This window comes from Candidatus Dormiibacterota bacterium (assembly GCA_035532035.1).
Taxonomy (GTDB): Bacteria; Vulcanimicrobiota; Vulcanimicrobiia; order Vulcanimicrobiales; family Vulcanimicrobiaceae; genus Tyrphobacter.
Window position 1 is genome coordinate 30,111 of sequence record DATKRS010000004.1, and the last position, 14,647, is coordinate 44,757.

At 66.4% G+C, this 14,647-nt stretch carries 13 protein-coding genes; 12 read left to right on the top strand and 1 reads right to left on the bottom strand.

What is annotated here, in order from left to right; translation table 11 throughout:
- Nucleotides 1-34 precede the first annotated feature (34 nt).
- The 11 genes from VMV82_00775 (at nt 35) to hpnI (ending at nt 11,935) form a co-directional block, all read left to right on the top strand.
- Nucleotides 35-1,075, top strand: coding sequence for a polyprenyl synthetase family protein (locus VMV82_00775; protein ID HUY40089.1), 1,041 nt, complete (start codon nt 35-37; stop codon nt 1,073-1,075).
- On the top strand, nt 1,053-2,108 hold the full coding sequence (gene fni / locus VMV82_00780; protein ID HUY40090.1) for a type 2 isopentenyl-diphosphate Delta-isomerase: 1,056 nt from the start codon (nt 1,053-1,055) through the stop codon (nt 2,106-2,108). The genes VMV82_00775 and fni overlap by 23 nt, the downstream gene beginning before the upstream one ends.
- Complete coding sequence (locus tag VMV82_00785; protein ID HUY40091.1) at nt 2,105-2,914, top strand: squalene/phytoene synthase family protein; 810 nt, start codon at nt 2,105-2,107, stop codon at nt 2,912-2,914. Before fni ends, VMV82_00785 begins: the two co-directional genes overlap by 4 nt.
- Entirely contained in the window at nt 2,907-3,800 is an 894-nt protein-coding gene (locus VMV82_00790) for a squalene/phytoene synthase family protein (GenBank protein HUY40092.1), read from the top strand. The genes VMV82_00785 and VMV82_00790 overlap by 8 nt, the downstream gene beginning before the upstream one ends.
- Nucleotides 3,782-5,062 (top strand): hydroxysqualene dehydroxylase HpnE, encoded by a 1,281-nt coding sequence (hpnE, locus tag VMV82_00795; GenBank protein ID HUY40093.1) that lies wholly within the window; start codon nt 3,782-3,784, stop codon nt 5,060-5,062. The genes VMV82_00790 and hpnE overlap by 19 nt, the downstream gene beginning before the upstream one ends.
- Nucleotides 5,059-6,960 carry a squalene--hopene cyclase gene (gene shc, locus VMV82_00800; protein ID HUY40094.1) on the top strand — a complete coding sequence of 634 codons (1,902 nt, stop codon included), beginning with the start codon at nt 5,059-5,061 and terminating at the stop codon, nt 6,958-6,960. Before hpnE ends, shc begins: the two co-directional genes overlap by 4 nt.
- A 529-nt stretch (nt 6,961-7,489) precedes the next feature.
- A complete protein-coding gene (gene hpnH, locus VMV82_00805) occupies nt 7,490-8,497 on the top strand; it encodes an adenosyl-hopene transferase HpnH (GenBank protein HUY40095.1) in 1,008 nt (335 codons plus the stop codon).
- 3 nt (nt 8,498-8,500) lie between these two features.
- Nucleotides 8,501-9,433 carry an NAD-dependent epimerase/dehydratase family protein gene (locus tag VMV82_00810; GenBank protein HUY40096.1) on the top strand — a complete coding sequence of 311 codons (933 nt, stop codon included), beginning with the start codon at nt 8,501-8,503 and terminating at the stop codon, nt 9,431-9,433.
- On the top strand, nt 9,409-10,002 hold the full coding sequence (locus tag VMV82_00815; protein ID HUY40097.1) for a hypothetical protein: 594 nt from the start codon (nt 9,409-9,411) through the stop codon (nt 10,000-10,002). The genes VMV82_00810 and VMV82_00815 overlap by 25 nt, the downstream gene beginning before the upstream one ends.
- Nucleotides 10,003-10,013: 11 nt before the next feature.
- The gene (hpnK, locus tag VMV82_00820) at nt 10,014-10,808 is read left to right on the top strand and encodes a hopanoid biosynthesis-associated protein HpnK (GenBank protein ID HUY40098.1); all 795 of its coding nucleotides are present in this window, start codon (nt 10,014-10,016) and stop codon (nt 10,806-10,808) included.
- Nucleotides 10,805-11,935: a bacteriohopanetetrol glucosamine biosynthesis glycosyltransferase HpnI gene (gene hpnI, locus VMV82_00825; GenBank protein HUY40099.1), complete on the top strand. Its 1,131-nt coding sequence runs from the start codon at nt 10,805-10,807 to the stop codon at nt 11,933-11,935. The genes hpnK and hpnI overlap by 4 nt, the downstream gene beginning before the upstream one ends.
- Nucleotides 11,936-11,954: 19 nt before the next feature.
- On the opposite strand, the gene VMV82_00830 is transcribed toward hpnI, so the two are convergent.
- The gene (locus VMV82_00830; protein HUY40100.1) at nt 11,955-12,608 is read right to left on the bottom strand and encodes a phosphatase PAP2 family protein; all 654 of its coding nucleotides are present in this window, start codon (nt 12,606-12,608) and stop codon (nt 11,955-11,957) included.
- A gap of 110 nt (nt 12,609-12,718) precedes the next feature.
- On the opposite strand from VMV82_00830, the gene dxs reads away from it, so the two are divergent.
- Nucleotides 12,719-14,647 (top strand): 1-deoxy-D-xylulose-5-phosphate synthase, encoded by a 1,929-nt coding sequence (gene dxs, locus VMV82_00835; GenBank protein ID HUY40101.1) that lies wholly within the window; start codon nt 12,719-12,721, stop codon nt 14,645-14,647.

Consider the following 14,647-nt stretch of genomic DNA (forward strand, 5'->3'; position numbering starts at 1 on the left):
CGGAAAGCTCCCTCCTCGCTTTGGGAACGAACTCTTGAGTACGCCTTTAGCATCGACACCGGTCGACGCGCTGCCGTCGATCCTTACGACCTATCCGCCGCGCGTCGCCGAAGCGATGCGCGAAGAAACGCTTGCGCCGAAGTCGATGACGGGTCGCATGTCGGGATATCATATCGGGTGGCTCGACGACGTGGGCCGCGAGCGCCGGGCCGTCACGGGGAAGCTCGTGCGCCCGAGTCTGTGCCTGTGGGCGTGTGAAGCGTGCGGCGGCGAGGCCGGCGACGCGATCCCCGCGGCGACGGCAGTCGAGTGGGTGCACAACTTCACGCTCGTGCACGATGACATTCAAGACGGCGATCGCGACCGGCACGGACGTCCGACGGTGTGGGCGGTATGGGGCGTCGCGCAGGCGATCAACGCGGGCGACGCACTGCACGCGCTCGCGTTTCGCGTTCTGACGGAGAGCGGCGTCGATCCGGAGCGCACGCTGCGCGCCGTTCGCGCGCTCTCCACGGCAACGCTGGAGGTGGTCGAGGGTCAGTGTCTCGATTTGGCGCTCGAGGGTCGCGTGCAGATCCCGGTACGCGCATACCTACGCATGGTGCGTGCGAAGACCGGGGCGTTGCTCGGTGCGGCCCTCGAAATGGGCGCGTTGACGGCCGGAGCACCGCTCGCGACGGTGCGCCGTTTTCGGCGAGCCGGATATCTGCTCGGCCTGTCCTTCCAAATGCGCGACGATTGGCTCGGCACGTGGGGCGACTCTGCGGTCACGGGAAAATCGAGTGCCGGTGACGTCGGACGGCGCAAGGCCTCGCTTCCGCTCGTCGCTGCCTATCACGCGCTCCCCCCGGCCGCGCAACGCCGCCTCTTGCGCGCATTTGCAGAACGCAGCGATGAGGCGACGTGCGAGATTCGTGCACTCCTGGACGACGCGGGCGGAGCGTGCTTGACGCGCGACGCGCCGCTACAGTTCGCGCAGAAATCGGTCTCCGTGGTCGCCTCGTGCGACGTGCCGGCGCGATTCCTTTCCGCATTCCGCGAGATGGCGCTTTATGTTGCAAACCGATCTCGCTAACGCGACGGCCGCGCGCAAAGCCGATCACCTTCGCATCAACGTCGAGGAGGACGTTGCCGCCAAGGGCGTGACGAGCGGCTTCGAACGCTGGCGCTTCGATCACTGCGCGTTGCCGGAAATCGATCTCGAGGACGTCGATTGCAGTACGTCGCTTTTCGGCCGGGCGATGCGCGCGCCGCTGCTCATATCGTGCATGACGGGCGGAACCGGCGAGGCGCGCGAGATCAACCGGCGGTTAGCGCGCGTGGCACAGCGGTGCGGGCTCGGCATGGGCGTCGGATCGGGGCGCGTGTTGCTCGAGCATCCGGAGCTGCTCGACACGTTCGACGTTCGCGACGAAGCGAAAGACGTGCCGTTGCTTGCGAACATCGGAGCGGTGCAGTTGAATCGCGGCTACGGTGTCGAGGACTGCAGGCGTCTCACCGAGATGCTGCGCGCAGATGCCCTCGTGCTCCACCTCAATGCGGTCCAGGAGGCGGTGCAACTCGAAGGAGACACGTGCTTCTCCGGCTTGCTCGAAAAGATCGCGCGACTCTGCGAGGCGCTCGAAACGCCCGTCGTGGTGAAAGAGGTAGGGTGGGGCATTGCGCCCGACGAGGTGGTGCGGCTCCTGGATGCCGGCGTACGCGGGGTCGATCTCGCCGGCGCCGGCGGAACCTCGTGGAGTGAGGTCGAGCGCAAGCGGCTGGACGAGCCCCGCCGCAGAAACGTAGCAGCCGCGTTTGCCGGCTGGGGCATCCCCACGGCAGAGGCGTTGGCACGCGCGCGGAAGGCGGCTCCCGGCGCATTGCTCGTTGCGAGCGGCGGGATCGTCGATGGCATCGACGTCGCAAAGGCAATCGCGCTCGGCGCTGACGCGGTCGGAATCGCCGGCGCCTTCTTACGTACGGCCGCACGCGGCGAAGAAGAGGCGGAGAGCTTCGCATGGGAGCTCACGTCGACGCTGCGCATCGCAATGTTCGCAACCGGATCCGCGACGCTGCGGGCGCTGCGCACGACGTCGCGGTTGCGTCGGGCGGAGCCGTCCACGTGAGCGAATACGCCGAGCTGCAGGCCGCCGATGCGTATTGCCGGCTGCTCACGCGAAAGCACTACGAGAACTTTCTCATCGTCTCGGGGCTGCCGAAGGGCCGGCTCCGCATCGACCTCATGCGAATCTACGCGTACTGCCGCACGACCGACGACTACGGCGACGAAAGCGGCGGCGCCGCAATCGCGCGGTTGGAGCTGTGGAGAGATCAGGTGCAAGCGCTCTTCGCCGGTGAGGCACCCGTGCACCCCGTGCTCGTCGCGTTGCGCGAAACCGTCGAGCACTACGGACTCTCCAGGGAGCCGTTTGCGAACCTCATCGAAGCGAATCTGCGCGATCAGACGACGACGCGATACGAGACGTGGGAGTCGCTGCGCGAGTACTGCACGTTCTCGGCTGCGCCCGTCGGCCGCATGGTGCTGGCGGCCTTCGGCATCGCGAACGCGCACATGGAACGGCTCTCCGACGACGTTTGCATCGGTTTGCAGCTCGCGAACTTTGCCCAAGACGTCACGTGGGATTTGGCCAAGGGCCGCAGTTACTTGGTTCAAGCGGAGGTGCGTGCGACGGGCGTTGCCGGCGCCGTTCGCGCGCACTGCGAGCGCGCGCGAAGCCTGCTCGCGTCGGGCTGCGAGCTCGAGCGTCTCGCTCCGCGCGCGCTGCGGCGGCAGCTCTCGTTGTACCGGCTCGGTGGCCTCGCGATCGTACGCGCGGTCGAGCGATCCGGCTACCGGAGCGATGCCGCCCGCCCTCGCGTGCCGACGCTTGCCAAGGTCGCGCTGCTCCTAGGAACCCTCGCGCATGTTTGAGGAGCGCAGCTACTCCTTGACGGGGAACGAGAACGCGCTCGACATCGCGCTCTCCGAGAGCTACTGTTCGGCGATCACGCGCTCCGAAGCGAAGAATTTCTATTGGGGGTTCATCTCGTTGCCGCGCGAGCAGCGGATCGCGATCTACGCGCTTTACGCGTTCGCGCGCGAGATCGACGACGAGGTCGACGACCAGCGGCGCTCGCGAGAGAATCTCGCGGCGCGTCTGCGCGCACAGCGCGATCGCGTGCACCGGTGCGTGCACGGCGATTATGCCGATCCCGTGATGCACGTGCTCTCGCGGGCCGTCGACCGTTTCGGCATCCCGGAGAACGAGCTGCAGGGGCTGATCGACGGGGTCGAGATGGATATCGAGCCGCGTGAGTACGCGACGTGGGGCGAGCTGCGCGGATACTGCCGGCTCGTGGCGGCCGTCGTCGGCCGGATGTGCGTCCGCATCTTCGGCTTTAGCGATCCGAAAGCGCTCGACCGGGCGGAAGAGCTCGGGGTGTCGCTCCAGCTCATCAACATGCTGCGCGACGTGCGTGAAGATGCAGCGATGGGGCGCGTCTATCTTCCGCGTGAGGACCGCGAGCGTTTCGGGATCGAGAGAAGCGTCTTTCGCGACGGCAACAGCGTCGCCGGGTGGAACGAGCTCGTTGCGTTCGAGGCGGAACGCGCGCTCGCGCTGTACTCGACGGGACTGGCCGTCGTGCAGTACATTCCGCACCGAGCGGGCGTCTGCGTCCGTTCGATGGCCGGCATCTATCGCGGCATCCTCGATCGCATCGTCGCCGACCCGGCGCGCCCACTGCGCGAGCGCGTCTCGCTGTCGGCGACGGCGAAGCTGCGCGTGGTCGTGCGGTCGTGGCTCGCCGTTCGGTAGCGGTCGTCGGCGGTGGTCTCGCGGGCCTCGCCGCGGGTCTGGAACTCTCCGACGCAGGATACGAGGTCGAGCTGTTCGAGCGCAGCCGATTGCTTGGCGGGCGCGCGACGTCGTTCGAGATCGACGGTGTTGAAGTCGACAACGGCCAGCACGTCTTCCTCGGATGCTGCAGCGACTTTCAGTCCTTCGTGGGGCGCGCGGGCATGGGCGATCGGCTTGCCCTGCAGGAGCGCTTCGATGCGCTCGTCGTCACGCGCGACGGCACCTCGCGCCTGCGTGCTGCGCGGCTTCCGGCACCCTGGCATCTCCTCGCATCCTTCGCGCGGTTCGGCGCTCTCGGCATCCGATCGAAGATCGACGTCGCGCGGGCTCTCGCCGCAGCGGCGCGAAACGGCGACGCGCGGAACGAGACGTTCGCGCAGTGGCTGCGGCGCCGCAAGCAGAGCGACGAAGCGATTCGCGTATTCTGGACGCCGTTCTTCGTGCCGGCGTTGAACGTAGCGCTCGATGAGATGGACGCGAGCGAGGCGCTCTTCACGCTGCGCACGGCATTCTTGGGCGATGCCGGCGCCGCGCGTTTCGGCTTCTCGACGGTTCCGCTCGCGCACATCGCTGACGCTGCCGCCGCGCGCGTTGCACGCGTGCATCGTTCGACGTCGGTTGCATCGCTGGAAACGAACGCGGACGCAACGCGCCTCGAAGGCCTCGTCACGACGTCCGGCGAGCGGCGAGAATTCGATGCGTTCGTTCTCGCGCTGACGCCTCCGCAGCTGCACCGGCTGCTCCGCGAACCCGCGCGCTACGGAGTGCCTCCGCTCGAGGTCTTCACGCCGCACCCAATCGTCGACGTTCATCTTCGCTACGCGTCGCCTCACCCCGAGCGCGTCGAAGGATTCGATTTTGCGGCGCTCGTCGATTCACCGGTGCAATGGGTCTTTCGCAAAGGCGAAGGATATCTGTGCTGCAGCATGAGCGCCGCTGACGCGCATTACCGCCGCTCGAGCGAGGACGTCATCCGCCTCGCCTGGGACGAAGTGCAGGCGATTCCCGCAATGCGCGGCGCTCGGCTGGAGCGCGGCGCGGTCACCCGCAATCCCGAGGCGACGTTCTCCGCGCCGCCGGATGCCGTGCGGCCCGGCCCCGAGACCTCCCTCGCGAATCTCGCCCTCGCCGGCTCGTGGACGAGGACCGGTTGGCCCGATACCATGGAGTCGGCGGTACGCAGCGGATTCGCAGCTGCGCGTCGCATCATGACGGGATGACCCCAGGCGTTCGCGTCCCCGACGCGATCTCGTGGCTCCTCGAGCGGCAGTCCCCGGAGGGCTGGTGGTTCGGCGAGCTGGAGACGAACGTCACGATGACCGCGGAGCACGTTTTGCTCCTGCGGTTTCTCGGCGTTAGCCTGGATCCGATTCGCGAAGGTGCGATCGCGCACGTTCTGCGCAACCAGCGAGAAGACGGCTCGTGGGGGCTCTACTACGAGGCGCCGGCCGACGTCAGCACGACGATCGAGGCGTATGCGGCGCTCAAGGTTCTCGGCGTCGATCCTAACTCGACGCCCATGCGCAAGGCCTTGCGCGTCATTCTCGATCTCGGCGGCGCGGCGCGAGCACGCGTCTTCACGAAGATCTGGCTTGCGCTCTTCGGCAAGTATCCTTGGGACGGCATTCCGACGATGCCGCCGGAGATGGTCTTCCTCCCGCCGCAGATTCCCTTCAATCTGTACGACTACGCATGCTGGGCGCGCGGCACCGTTGCGCCGCTCGCGGTGGTGATTTCGCACCGGCCGACGCGCGATCTCGGCGTTCCGCTCGGCGAAGTGATCGTCGAGGGAACCGAGGGCGAGCTGCACCGCGTGCAAGGCACGGGATTCTTCTGGTGGCTCGACAAGCTCGTGCTCAAGTCGTACGAACGATCGCCGGTGAAACCCGGTCGCCGGGTCGCGCGCAACCGGCTCACGCAGTGGATCGTCGAGCGTCAGGAAGCCGACGGCGGATGGGGCGGCATTCAGCCGCCGTGGGTCTACTCGCTGATCGCGCTCAACCTCGAAGGCATGACGCTCGATCATCCGGTCATGCGCAAAGGGCTCGATGGGCTGAGCGGCTTCTCGCTGCAGGACGAGCGCAACGGTTGGCGCCTGCAAGCGTGCATGTCACCGGTTTGGGATACGGCGTGGGCCGTCCTCGCGTTGCGTGCTGCGGGCGTGCCACGTTCGCATCCATCGATTCGCAGCGCGGTGCGTTGGCTACTCGACGAGCAGATCACCGGAAGCGGCGACTGGCAGATTCGCTGTAAAGACGCGCCGGAGTGCGGCGGCTGGGCGTTCGAGTTTCACAACGACATCTATCCCGACATCGACGACACCGCCATCGTCGTTCTCGCGTTGCTGCGCGGCGGCGAGGAGGACGAGGTGCGCGGCGCGCTCGAGCGGGCGCGGAAATGGGTCGTTGCGATGCGCTCTTCAAACGGCGCGTGGGCGGCATTCGATCGCGACAACTATCGCGAGCTGCTCTACCGGCTCCCCTTTGCCGATTTCGGTGCCTTCATCGACCCGCCGACCGAAGACGTCACGGCGCACGTGCTCGAGATGCTCGCCGGTCTGGGCAGTGACGGGCACGATCCCGCGGTCGCGAGCGGTCTCTCGTATCTGCGTGCGACGCAAAAACCGGGCGGCAACTGGTTCGGGCGCTGGGGCGTCAATCACGTGTACGGTACGTGGTGCACCATCGCCGCGCTCACCGCGCTGCGCGTGGGCGACGACATGGTGCAGCGCGCCGTCGCGTGGCTCGTCGAGCGGCAGAACGCCGACGGCGGCTGGGGCGAGACCTGTCATTCGTACGTCGACGAGTCGTTCGCTGGCGTCGGCAACAGCACGCCTTCGCAAACCGCATGGGCGGTGCTCTCGTTCCAACTCGCGGGCCTGCGCACGCACGACGCATGTCGGCGTGGCGTGTCGTATCTTCGGGAGCGGCTGAAGAACGGAACTTGGGAAGAGCCGTTTTACACGGGCACGGGCTTCCCGCGGGACTTCTACATCAACTATCATTTGTATCGCCACGTGTTTCCCTTGATGGCGCTTGCGAACGACGCGGCGCTGCACGAACGCGGTGTCATCTCGAATGCAGTCGAGGGAGCGCCGCGCGTCTCATCCCTCGCGTAGAAATGATCGCCTCTGGACGCGCGAATACCGGCGCTTCTGGGAATCGCGCTTCGATCGCCTCGACGATTGCTTGAAAACGCTTCAAACGGAGGTTGGACGCAGAGCCTGCAGCGCCTCGCAGACCACCTCACAAACCTGTGAATGCGTGAGAACGCGTCTCGCAAACGGAAGGATGACGGAAACGACGATTAGTCCAACGATCCAAAGGAGCCGCCGACATAACGACCGTTCTGTTTCGCTAGGACTGGCCGGCTGATCTTCAACGAACGCGAAGCTCGTGCAGCTCATCGACGGCCTCGACCGGAAAATCGAAGCCTTTCGAGAGAGCGTCGCATCGGACTTCCGCGATCTGCGTCTTGATATGGGGACCAGCGGTTCATGTGGCTGACGGGAATGATCGTTACGTCCTGGATCACGACGATCCTCACCGTCCTCTTTCACCGCTAGCCCCCGCAGCCGAGGGAACGCCAACTAGCCCAATCCGGGCCTTTTCGCAGGGGCCTCGGCCTCCGGGGGCAACTACAGAAGCATGAGCATGCCGTTAGCGCAGAAGATCGCAATCGGGAAGTACATCTTCGGCAAGCGCCTTCGCGGCGAAAAGAAATATCCGGTCGTCCTGGAGCTCGAGCCGCTCTTGCAGTGCAACCTCGCCTGCGCCGGCTGCGGGAAGATCCAGCATCCCGACGATATCCTGCGCAGGCGGCTCTCGGTCGACGAATGCATTGCCGCCGTCGAAGAGTGCGGCGCGCCGATCGTCTCGATCGCCGGCGGCGAGCCGCTCGTGCACGAGCAGATGCCGGAGATCGTAGAGGCGCTCGTGAAGCGCGGCAAGTTCGTGATCCTGTGCACCAACGCGCTGTTGCTGAAGAAGAAGATCGATCGGTTCAAGCCGAGCATCCGATTCGTGTGGATGATCCACATGGACGGTCTGCGCGACCGGCACGACGAGTCGGTCTGTCGCGACGGCGTCTTCGACAAGGCCGTCGAGGCGATCAAGATCGCCAAGGAGCGCGGCTTCCGAGTCTTCACGAACACGACGTTCTTCAACCAGGACGATCCGGCGTCGATTCGCGCGGTGCTGGACTACTTGAACGACGAGCTCAAGGTCGACATGATGCAGATCTCGCCGGCATACGCCTACGAGAAGGCTCCGGATCAGGAGCACTTTCTCGGCGTGGAGCAGACGCGCAAGATCTTCCGCGAGGCATTCGGCGAAGGCAAGCGCAAGAAGTGGCGCCTCAACCACAGCCCCGTCTACCTCGACTTCCTCGAGGGGAAGGTCGACTTCGAATGTACCCCGTGGGGCATTCCTTGCTATACGGTCTTCGGCTGGCAGCGGCCGTGCTATCTCATGAGCGACGCTCCATACGCGAAGACGTACAAAGAGCTGCTCGAGGAGACGGACTGGTCGCAGTTCGGCCGCGGCCGCAACGACAAGTGCGAAAATTGCATGGCGCACTGCGGGTACGAGCCCACGGCCGTCACGCGAACCGTGGGATCGCTCAAGGAGAGTATCCGCGCAGCCTTCGCGCACTGACTCATGCCGCCGACGGTTTTCCTCACCGGCGCCACGGGCTTCGTCGGGAGCCACGTTTTGCGCGTCCTCCGCGACGCGGACTACGACGTTCGCGCGCTCGTGCGATCCGCGGAGACGAAGCTCGACGCGCAAACCGTCGTCGGCGATCTCGCGCAGCCGGGGGCGCTGGCGCGTGCTCTCGACGGCTGCCGGTACGTCGTGCACTGCGCGGCGCTGTACTCCTTTGCGCCACACGCACGCGCGATGATGCATCGCGTGAACGTGCTCGGAACCGCCGGGCTGCTGGAGGCGGCGCGCATCGCAGGCGTTGAGCGCGCGGTCGTGACGTCGAGCTCCGCGACGCTGCACGCCCACGCAACGAACGGATCCGCGTACCATCGCTCGAAGGTCGAGCAAGAACGCGCGGCGCTCGCAGCGCGCGTGCCTGTCGTTCTCGTGCTGCCGACGGCGCCGATCGGTCCCGGCGACGCCAAGCCGACTCCCACGGGGAAGCTGGTCCTCGATTTTGCATGCGGGAAGATCGGCGTTGCACCGCCGCGCGGCGGCATGAACGTGGTCGCGGTCGAGGACGTCGCGCGCGCACACGTCGCGGCGCTCGAGCGCGGACGCGATCGCGAGCGCTACGTGATCGGGGGCGAGAATCTCACCTTCGAAGATATCTGGGCGCTTCTCGCGCGCGCGACCGGGCGTCGCAATCCGCGCGTGCGCATTCCGTACGGCGTACTGCTCGCCGCCGGCTGGTGCGACGAACTGCGCTGCCGCTATCTGCAGCCTGGGGCCGAGCCGGTGGTGCCGCTGGAGGGCGTACGCATGTCGCGGGAGCGCATGTTCGTCGACGCGCAGGCGTCGCGCAACGCGCTCGGCTTGGGCCAACCGGAGCCTGCGGGGCAGACGTTTGCGCGCGCGGTCGCATGGTATCGCGCGAACGCCCGGTAGTCGTTGCGGCGACGAGCCTCGAGGCGCGTGCCGTCCGTCACGCGGCACCGCACGTGCGCGTCGTCGAGTGCGGCGTCGCCTTCTCGCGCTGCGATCCCGAAGGACTCGGCACGATCGTCATTTCCTGCGGTCTCGCCGGTGGGCTGCGCGTCGATTTGCCGACCGGTACCGTGATCGTTGCCGACCGCGTGCGACGGCCGAACGGCGAGGAGCTCGTCTGCGACCGCGCGCTCGTGCTGCAGCTCACCGTTGCGGCGCGCAAACTCGGCTGCGAGCCCGTCGTTGCGTCGTTACTCACGAGCGCGTCGGTCGTGCACGGCGCCCAGCGAGAGCGATGGGCACGAGAAGGGTACGCGGCGGTCGACATGGAGAGCGGGCTCATCATCGCGCCGCGCGTCGGCGTGATCCGCGTCGTTCTCGACACGCCGGCTCGCGAGCTGTCCCCGGCCTGGCTGCATCCCGTGCGCGCCTTCGCGAATCCGCTCTTGTGGAAAGAGGGGCTTTGGCTGGCGCGCGAGGGCCCGCGCTGCGCCGCCCTCGGTGCCGCGGTGATCGCAGGAGTCGTGTGAAGAAACTCGTCGTGACCGCAGACGATTTCGGCGCCTCGCTCGAGATCAACGAAGCGGTCGAGCGCGCGCATCGCGAGGGCGTCTTGACGGCTGCGAGCCTCATGGTCGGCGAACCCGCCGCGGCGGATGCCGTCGAGCGCGCGCGCCGTATGCCGAGGCTGGGAATCGGTCTGCATGTCGCGCTCACGAACGCACGCCCGGTGCTGCCCGCTGCGCGCGTCCCCGATCTCGTCGACGGCCGGGGCCTCTTCGATTCCCGTCTGGTACGCGCGGGCGTGCGCTATTTCGCATCTTCGCGCGCGCGCGCGCAGCTTCGCGACGAGATCGCGGCGCAGTTCGACGCTTTCGCAGCGACGGGCTTGCCGCTCGATCACGTCGACGCGCACAACCACATGCACGTTCACCCGACGCTCTTTTCGATGATTCTCGAGAGCGGCAAAGCGCACGGTATGAAGGCGATGCGCGTGCCGTTCGAACCGTTCCACCTCTCCGCGGCGGGGATAGGAAACGCAATCGCGATCGGGCCGTGGGCGTCGCTCATGCGCGCACGTCTGCGCGGCGCCGGAGTCCTTGCCAACGATGCGGTATTCGGCCTGAACGACACGGGGCGTCTCGACGAGGAGCGCGTTCTCGAGATCGTCGCGCGGCTGCCGGAGGGCGTAAGCGAGCTCTACCTCCACCCAGCGACGTCACATGCCGGTTACGCGCGCGCTGAGGAGTTCGACGCGCTGCTCAGCTCTCGCGTGCGGGATGCGATCGCGCGCCGCGGCATCGCGCTCGTGACCTTCGGCGCTCTCGCCGCATGACGCACGTGCCGCTCGCGATCTCTGCCCTGTTCTTCGTTCTCGCGATCGCGAGCGTTCTGTATACCGATTTTGCGCTGATCCGGCTCGTGACGAAGCGCGCTGCGGCGCCGGCCGAGGGCAGCGAGCTGCCTACGCTGACGATCCTGAAGCCGCTCGCGGGGTTGGAGCCCGAGCTGGAAGAGAACCTTCGCACGTTCTGCGACCAGGAGTATCCACGCTTTCAGGTGATCTTCTGCGCGCAGAACGCCGACGATCCGGCGCTGGACGTCGCGCGCCGGATTCGCGCGTCGATGCCGCACTGCGAGATCGCGGTGGTCGCCGGCGGCGGAGCGCACGTACTCAACCCGAAGATCGAGAATCTGCTCGCCGCGCTCCCGTCGGCAACGGGGGAGATCCTCGTCGTCGCCGACAGCGACATGCGGGTCGAACGCGATTACCTGCGGCGCATCGCGAGCGCCTTCGCGGACCCCGCGGTCGGCGCTGCGACGACGCTCTACGGTGCGCGCGCGACGCAGGCTCTTGTCGCGCGCCTCGGCGCGATGTTCGTCAACGATCAGTTCATGCCGTCGGTCCTCGTTGCAACGGCGCTGCAGCCGTTGCGCTACTGCTTTGGGGCGACGATGGCGGTGCGCGCCCGGGTGCTCGACGAGGTCGGCGGCCTCGCGGCGATCGGGGCCACGATCGCGGACGATTATGCGCTCGGGGAACTGGTGACGCGCCGCGGTTATCGCGTCGCCCTCGCGAGCGCGATCCCGTTGACGCTCGTCTCGGAGAGGACGTTACGCGCGTTGCTGGCGCGCGAGATTCGATGGGCGCGCACGATTCGAGCCGTGCGTCCCTTGGGGTACGCCGGCTCGGTCGTCGCCTTCCCGATGACGTGGGGGCTGCTGAACCTCATCTTCGCGCCGGCCGCTCTCTCTGCCGGTGCACTCTTCGTGGCGGCCATCGCGTTTCGTGTTGCGGTGCACGTGTGGGCGCATCGCGTGTTACGCATTCCAGGCCGTTCTGCACCGTGGCTCGTGCCGCTGCGGGAAGCGTTGAGCGTTCTCGTATGGGCCGCCGGCCTGCTCGGAACGAGCGCTCGCTGGCGGCAAACCCGCGTCAGTACCCGCGCGGACGGCTGGTGAACCGGCCTTCTCGTCTCACCTAGTGCGCTGGAGCCACCTGCGTGATGTGGAAGAGGTGGAAGAAGAGAATCGTGGTTCCGGCACCCAGCGCGGCGCCGCCGACGACCTGTAAGAGCGTGTGCGCCCGTAAGTAGACGCGCGCCCAGCAAACCATCGGAATCAGCACGAGAAACGGAAGCGGCTGCCGGCCGTAGAGCAGCATAAGGGCGACGAGAGGTGCCGTGATGCCGAGGGCGTGCGTGCTGATCTTCCAATACCGCGTGATGAACTGCACGAGAATGGTCGAGAGCGTGTACCCCAGCATTGCAGCGATCATGACGCGCGGTGCGTGAACGAGATACAGCGCGATCGTGCCGAGAGAGTAGAAGACGACGAACGCGCTGAATATGGCTTCACGCTCGTGGCGCACGGACATGTCGAGGTCGGAGATGCGGTCGACCGCGTAGAGCCGAAAAACGTAGAGCATCGGGCCGATCGACGTAAAGCACGTCGAGAGGAACAGCAAGCGCCAGAAGCCCAGAACGTCGCGGCTTCCGACGTGTGCCAAGATCACGAACAGCGCCAATGCCGTGAGGAACGGGTTGAAAATCGTCGAGAGAATGCGCGCGAGGTCGCGCCAAATGCGCCGATTCTTGATCGGAACCACGGCCGGGCCGCTCTGCTCGGGCCTCACTTGCCTTCCTTCCGGGCGGATGGGTAAGGGTTCCTTGGGGGCCCACCGCGCAATCGGCGCAAGCGTACCGCTGCGCAAGGTCCAGCGCCGTTGGAGGGGAAGCAGGGCGGATGGTTATCGAGGGCATTGAACGACCCGCCGACGTCAAGGCGCTCACGCGGCCGCAACTCGACGTTCTCGCGCGCGAGATACGCGATATGCTCGTCGTCACGTGCTCGCGAAACGGTGGTCACTTGGCACCGAATCTCGGCGTCGTCGAGCTGACGATCGCGTTGCATCGCGTCCTCGATCTTCCACCCGACAAGATCATCTGGGACGTCAGCCATCAATCCTACGTGCACAAGCTGCTCACCGGCCGCCGCGAACGCTTCCACTCGTTACGCCAGGGAGGCGGAATCTCCGGTTTCTCGATGCGCAGCGAGTCCGAATACGACGTCTTCGGCGCGGGCCACGCGTCGACCAGCGTCTCTTCCGCACTCGGGATGGCGGTTGCGCGCGACCTCGCAGGCCGCGACGAGACGATCGTCGCGGTGCTCGGCGACGGAGCGCTGACCGGGGGGCTCGCCTACGAGGCGATCAACAATGCGGGGCAGCTCGGATCGAACTTCATCGTCATCCTCAACGACAACGAGATGTCGATCGCGCCGAACGTCGGGTCGATCGCGTCGTATCTTTCGATCCTGCGCAGCAAGCGATTTGCGAACGCTGCGCGCGAGAAGGCAAGGAACGTGCTGCACCGTCTTCCCTTCGGACGCATGGCGCGCAAGGCGTTCACCGCGGCGGAGATGGGTGCGATGCACTTCGTCTCACCGTCGGAGAAAACGACGGTGATCTTCGAGGAGCTCGGCTTCCGCTACATGGGGCCCGTGGACGGCCATAACATCGACGCACTCCTCGAAGCGATCGCTACCGCCAAAGGCATCGAGGGCCCGGTACTGCTCCACGTGCGCACGGTCAAGGGAAAAGGATACGAGCCCGCGGAGAAGGACTCGCGTACGTTCCATGGATGCGGCGCATTCGACGTCGAGAACGGGAAGCTCGAGGTCAAGCCGAACGCTCGCGCGACGTTCTCCGACGCGTTCGCCGACGCGATGAACGTCGTCGCTGCGAAAGATGCGCGCGTCATCGGCATCACCGCGGCGATGCCGGACGGCACGAAGCTGGCGAAGTTCGGCAAGAAGTTCCCCGAGCGATTCTTCGACGTCGGGATTGCCGAAGCGCATGCGGTCTGTTTTGCCGCCGGAGCCGCGTCGGCAGGGCTGAGGCCGGTCTGCGCCATCTATTCGACGTTCTTGCAACGCGCGTACGATCAGGTCGTTCACGACGTCTGCGTGCAGGAGCTTCCCGTCGTTTTCTGCATGGACCGTGCGGGGCTCGTCGGTGACGACGGTCCGACGCACATGGGCTTGTACGACATCGCGTACTTGCGGGCACTTCCCGGCATGACGATCATGGCACCGCGCTGCGAGGAGGAGCTGCTCCCGATGCTGGAGCACGCGCTCACGCTCGACCGTCCCGCGGCGATTCGCTATCCGCGCGGCTCGAGTACCGGGCGGCACGAAGATGCGGTCGCTCCGATAGAGCACGGAAAGGCAGAGGTGCTGCGGCGCGGTGAGGGCGTTGCGGTCCTTGCGCTCGGCAACACCGTGGACGTCGCCCTCGATGCGTACGACCTGCTCGAGACCTTGCGCGGCCACAACGGCCGTAAGCCGACCGTCGTGAACGCTCGCTTCGCACGACCGCTCGACGAGGGTCTGCTCGAAGAGCTTGCCCGTACCCACGACTGCGTCATGACGCTCGAAGAGCACTCGCTCGCAGGCGGCTACGGCTCGGCGGTCGTAGAGTGGTACTCGGATCGCGGCATCGCGATTCGCGTCGAGCGCGTCGGCATACCGAGCGTGCTGGTTCAGCACGATTCGCAGCCGCGCCAGCGGGTGGCGTTCGGCCTCTCTGCCGAGTTGGTGGCGGAGCGGATCGCGCAAGCATCGCGAGAAGGCGCGGCGCGAACGTCGGGTGCCGCGCAATCGTTGCGGGAATAG

Excerpts from the sequence above, each read along its gene's own strand:
- VMV82_00790 (HUY40092.1), top strand. The coding sequence starts at position 2,907 with ATGTTTGAGGAGCGCAGCTACTCCTTGACGGGGAACGAGAACGCGCTC.
- shc (HUY40094.1), top strand. The coding sequence starts at position 5,059 with ATGACCCCAGGCGTTCGCGTCCCCGACGCGATCTCGTGGCTCCTCGAG.
- hpnH (HUY40095.1), top strand. The coding sequence starts at position 7,490 with ATGAGCATGCCGTTAGCGCAGAAGATCGCAATCGGGAAGTACATCTTC.
- fni (HUY40090.1), top strand. The coding sequence starts at position 1,053 with ATGTTGCAAACCGATCTCGCTAACGCGACGGCCGCGCGCAAAGCCGAT.
- VMV82_00815 (HUY40097.1), top strand. The coding sequence starts at position 9,409 with ATGGTATCGCGCGAACGCCCGGTAGTCGTTGCGGCGACGAGCCTCGAG.
- dxs (HUY40101.1), top strand. The coding sequence starts at position 12,719 with ATGGTTATCGAGGGCATTGAACGACCCGCCGACGTCAAGGCGCTCACG.
- VMV82_00810 (HUY40096.1), top strand. The coding sequence starts at position 8,501 with ATGCCGCCGACGGTTTTCCTCACCGGCGCCACGGGCTTCGTCGGGAGC.
- hpnI (HUY40099.1), top strand. The coding sequence starts at position 10,805 with ATGACGCACGTGCCGCTCGCGATCTCTGCCCTGTTCTTCGTTCTCGCG.